Origin of the sequence: Rahnella sp. PAMC25617 (genome assembly GCF_050606005.1) — a bacterium.
Classification (GTDB): Bacteria; Pseudomonadota; Gammaproteobacteria; order Enterobacterales; family Enterobacteriaceae; genus Rahnella; species Rahnella variigena.
The window spans coordinates 1-355 of the sequence record NZ_JBOCUM010000222.1 but is presented as its reverse complement, the minus strand read 5'-3'; the positions used below and the strand labels follow the sequence as shown (position 1 = coordinate 355).

Genomic DNA, 355 nt, shown 5'->3' with positions numbered 1-355 from the left:
CCTTTAAGTTTTCAATTCTATTTCTTACCAAAAAATCATCTATAGTTTCAAAATGCTCAATGACACGCTGATCTTTAAATTCGAATACTTTTTGAGAAAGTCCCTGAAGAAAATCCCGATCATGAGACACTAAAATTAAGGTACCATCAAAATCCAACAAGGCTTCCTTTAAGACGTCTTTCGACTTTAAATCTAAGTGATTGGTAGGCTCATCCAAAATCAGCAAATTGACTGGTTCCAACAGAAGTTTTACCATCGCTAATCGTGTTTTCTCACCGCCCGAAAGCACACTTACCTTTTTATCAATCTCATCGCCCTTAAACATAAAACGACCAAGGATGTTTTTAATTTGAGT

At 35.5% G+C, this 355-nt stretch carries 1 protein-coding gene; it reads right to left on the bottom strand.

The annotated features are described in order from the left end of the window. A partial coding sequence (locus ACM615_RS24225; RefSeq protein WP_431012683.1) for an ATP-binding cassette domain-containing protein occupies window positions 1–355 on the bottom strand: 355 nt, incomplete at both ends.